This window comes from Microcystis sp. LE19-41.2A (assembly GCF_027530405.1).
Lineage (GTDB): Bacteria > Cyanobacteriota > Cyanobacteriia > Cyanobacteriales > Microcystaceae > Microcystis > Microcystis aeruginosa.
In genome coordinates, this window is the sequence record NZ_JAPZQJ010000034.1 from 1 (window position 1) to 4083 (window position 4083).

The following is a 4083-nucleotide window of genomic DNA, read 5'->3' on the forward strand; positions in this document are numbered from 1 at the left end:
ATAGGGTTTGCTGAAAAAGCTTTTCCTGGGGGCAGGGTGTGGGGTGTGGGGTGTGGGGTGTGGGGTTTTACCGATTTTGAGGTAGTCAATTACCTAATTTTCAGGGAAAAAGTACCTGAATTTTCCCCCCGATCCCCGCAACGGCTGGCACTTTTTGAGGAAAAAAAAGTCTAAAAGTCTTATCCAACAAGGTTTTTAGATTTATTCAGCAGACCCTAGATAGTCAACAGCTTACCTGCGGGCGAATGGAAAAGGAATTTCTGCCCATCTCCCTAACCCCCGCCAGCTGGCGATCGTTCCGCTACACTTGGCAATTTCTAGGCCGGGCGCGATTCGTCTAGGGAGAGGGTAAAGAGCGAAGGAAAACCGTGAGTATGGCGGTAATAATCGCGACGGTTACGGGGATAATCAGCGATTTCGCCCCTTTTAAATCGGATATATCCTTAACTAGCCCCGATTGTTCGTTTTCTAGCCTTTCTAACCGCTTATCCATTCCCTCGACTTTCTCGATTAATTTTGCCTGTCCTACCTCTAGTTTTGTCAGGCGATCATCGATTCGATCGATCTTTCCCTCGATCCGCGTCAGGATGGCTTCTAGGGAATAGGTGACGGTTTCTCCCGATTGACTCATAAACTAAATTCCTTGTTGCGGGGGATACTTCGCATTCTATCACTCCCGAAAGATGGCAGAATTACCAATCCAGAGGCAACGGCAACGATTATCAGCCTACAATATTACTAGGCGATCGAATAATCTCCGAAATTCAGATGAGTCAATTAAGATCTATTTCTGGGAAAAGGTTTGCCAAAATTTGAGAACCTCATTGAGAATTCAAGGTAGCCATCACATTTACTGTATTACTCGTTCAGACTGTCTATGAACCATCGTCAACAATTAATTCAAGAACTCGAACAAGCACCTGATGATCTAATAGAAACCGTGTTAGATTTTTTACATCGAGTTCAGGCAACAGGCAACAGTCATCCTCTAGCCAATTTTTCAGGCATTTTAAGCGATTCAGAGGCACAAGAACTACAACAAGCCATTAAAACAGAATGTCGTCAGGTAGATGTCAATGAGTGGTGAAATGGATTGCTGCTCAATGTATAGAAAATAATTGGGTATTGGTGACAGATAAGTAGCTGGTTATAATTAAATTAAAAATGGATTTTAGGTTTGATCCCCCCTGCCCCCCTTGATAAGGGGGGTGCCGATAGGCGGGGGGATCCCCCCTTAATCCCCCCTTGATAAGGGGGGTGTCTGACAACTTTTAACGCCTACCTACTTAACAATCCAGATTTGTTCCGCATGGCGGGCTGTAAATCGGGATACCCGATCGAGCTATCAGTATTTTACCGCAAGGAAAAAGCGCCGGGGATAAAATTGTACTTTCCCTAACCTGAAGTGATATTTTTTCATCAAAAAAAACTCGATCGCAATTAAGCGATCGAGTCAAGAAAAAACAGACTAATTATTAATAGTCGAAGTCACCACCGCCGGCGGGAGGAGCGGATTTTTCTTTTTCCGGTTTATCCACAACAATACACTCGGTAGTTAAAACCATACCGGCGATAGAAGCGGCATTTTGTAGGGCAGAACGAGTCACTTTCGCAGGGTCAACGATACCCGCCTCAAACATATCGGAGAACTCACCGGTAGCGGCATTATAACCGACATTAAAGGGCTTTTCTTTCACCCGTTCGGCAATAACTGCACCGTTTTGGCCGGCATTTTCAGCGATCCGTTTTAAGGGGGCAGCAATGGCGCGAGAAACGATTAAAGCACCGGTTAATTCTTCATGCTGGAGGGTTTCTTTAGCCCAGGTTTCCAATTGGGGAGCCAGGTGAGCTAAAGTAGTACCACCCCCGGGGACGATACCTTCTTCTACGGCTGCTTTAGTGGCGTTAATTGCGTCTTCTAGGCGCAATTTGCGGTCTTTCATTTCCGTTTCCGTAGCGGCACCGACTTTAATCACTGCCACACCCCCGGCTAATTTAGCCAGACGTTCTTGCAGTTTTTCTTTATCGTAGGAAGAATCGGTTTCCTCGATTTGACGGCGAATTTGCTCACAACGGGTTTTCACTGCCACGTCGTTGCCTTCGGCCACGATGGTGGTGGTATCTTTGTTCATGGTGATACGACGGGCCGTACCTAAGCTGTCAATTTTGGTGGTTTCCAGTTTTAAACCCGCATCTTCGCTGATTACTTGACCACCGGTTAAGACGGCGATATCTTCTAACATCGCTTTTCTGCGATCGCCAAATCCAGGAGCTTTCACCGCAGTGACGTTAAGAACACCGCGCAGACGGTTAACCACTAGGGTTGCCAAAGCTTCTTTTTCGATGTCTTCGGCGATAATTACTAGGGGTTTGCCTTGACGGGCCACTTGTTCGAGAATGGGAACCAAATCCTGTACTAAACCGATTTTTTTGTCGGTAATCAGAATAGCGGGATCCTCAAAAACGCATTCCATGCGCTCGGTGTCGGTGACAAAGTAGGGAGAGATATAACCTTTGTCAAAACGCATCCCTTCGGTGATTTCTAGTTCGGTGGTCATCGATTTCCCTTCTTCTAGGGAAATTACGCCTTCTTTACCGACTTTATCCATGGCCGAGGCGATCATTTGACCGACTTCATCATCGTTACCGGCAGAGATAGCGCCCACTTGTGCGATCGCTTTGGAATCTTCTACGGGTTTCGCGTGTTTGGCGATTTGACTGACGAGGAAATCGGCAGCTTTATCGATACCTTTTTTCAGAGAAATCGGGTTAGCACCGGCGGCGACGTTGCGTAAACCTTCTTTAACGATAGCGTGAGCGAGAACGGTGGCGGTAGTAGTACCATCACCCGCTACATCGTTGGTTTTTGAGGCGGCTTGGCGAATTAAAGCCACACCAGTGTTCTCGATATGGTCTTCCAGTTCGATTTCTTTAGCGATGGTGATGCCATCATTGACGATTTGGGGTGCGCCAAATTTCTTTTCGAGGACGACGTTACGACCTTTGGGTCCAAGGGTGACAGCTACCGCTTCGGCCAGAAGATCCATGCCTTTTTCTAAGGCGCGACGGGCATCTTCGTTGTAGATAATAGATTTAGCCATAATGTATCGTTATTCGTGCAAAATAGGGGTTTTCAAGGGTAGATGATTAGGAAACGACGGCGAGAATGTCTTTTTCGGAGAGGAGAACGTATTCTTCGCCACCAAGTTTGATATCGGTTCCGGCATATTTGGAGTAGAGAACTTTGTCACCCACACCCACTTCCACAGGGGTACGGCTGCCGTCATCGTTGCGTTTGCCAGTGCCGACGGTCACGACTTCCCCGATTTGGGGTTTTTCTTGCGCGGCGTCGGGAAGGAAAATGCCACCGGCGGTTTTTTCTTCGCTGGGGCTAACTTTAACGAAAACTCGATCGCCTAGGGGTTTAACAGTAGTTACGTTGATGCTGACTGCAGCCATGGAATATCCTCCGTTTCTCTTGTATTTTGGTAAGTGTCTTTTCCAGATTAGCACTCTTACCTTCCGAGTGCTAATTTACCGAAATACAAGGCCCCCTGACAACTGCTCGATCGGTACGGGTTTCCGAACTATGGTGTTAAGCTAGGGTTTGCTGAATAAGTTTGTTGGTGGGGTTAGGAGTCAGTATTCAGTATTCAGGAGTCAGTATTCAGGAGTCGGTCGTCAGGAGAATTAAGAATGAGCATTAATCAATTAAATGCTCTATTTAGGGTCGGCTGAAAAAGTAGGGGCGAAGCATTCGGGCAATAACCTATCGGTGAAACCGTAGATTTTCTATCCGAATGCTTCGCCCCTACAGGACGCGGGCCGATGAAGACGCTAGGTTTTGAAGCACGATTCTCTCAAAATCTTGCACCTGTTTCGCAAGAAAAGCCACAAAACCCTTACCATGCCTACATTTCACATTTATTCAGCCAGCCCTATTTAGGGTTTGCGGCAAAAAGTTTTTCCTAGGGGCAGGGTGTAGGGTGTGGGGTGTGGGGTGTGGGGTTTTACCGATTTTGAGGGGGTCAATTACCTAATTTTCAGGGAAAAAGTCCCTGAATTTCCCCCTGATCACTCCCA

At 46.9% G+C, this 4083-nt stretch carries 4 protein-coding genes; 1 reads left to right on the forward strand and 3 read right to left on the reverse strand.

Features of this window, described 5'->3' with window-relative positions; all coding sequences use genetic code 11:
- Positions 1–337: 337 nt before the first annotated feature.
- Entirely contained in the window at positions 338–631 is a 294-nt protein-coding gene (locus tag O9290_RS01780) for a hypothetical protein (RefSeq protein ID WP_002759475.1), read from the reverse strand.
- Positions 632–877: 246 nt separating this feature from the next.
- Between O9290_RS01780 and O9290_RS01785 the strand changes: the two genes are divergently transcribed.
- The gene (locus tag O9290_RS01785) at positions 878–1087 is read left to right on the forward strand and encodes a hypothetical protein (RefSeq protein WP_108935274.1); all 210 of its coding nucleotides are present in this window, start codon (positions 878–880) and stop codon (positions 1085–1087) included.
- A gap of 388 nt (positions 1088–1475) precedes the next feature.
- Here O9290_RS01785 and groL read toward each other — a convergent pair whose 3' ends face one another.
- Entirely contained in the window at positions 1476–3101 is a 1626-nt protein-coding gene (groL, locus tag O9290_RS01790) for a chaperonin GroEL (RefSeq protein ID WP_002755764.1), read from the reverse strand.
- 46 nt (positions 3102–3147) lie between these two features.
- A complete protein-coding gene (gene groES / locus O9290_RS01795) occupies positions 3148–3459 on the reverse strand; it encodes a co-chaperone GroES (protein WP_072926587.1) in 312 nt (103 codons plus the stop codon).
- Between the last annotated feature and the right edge of the window lie 624 nt (positions 3460–4083).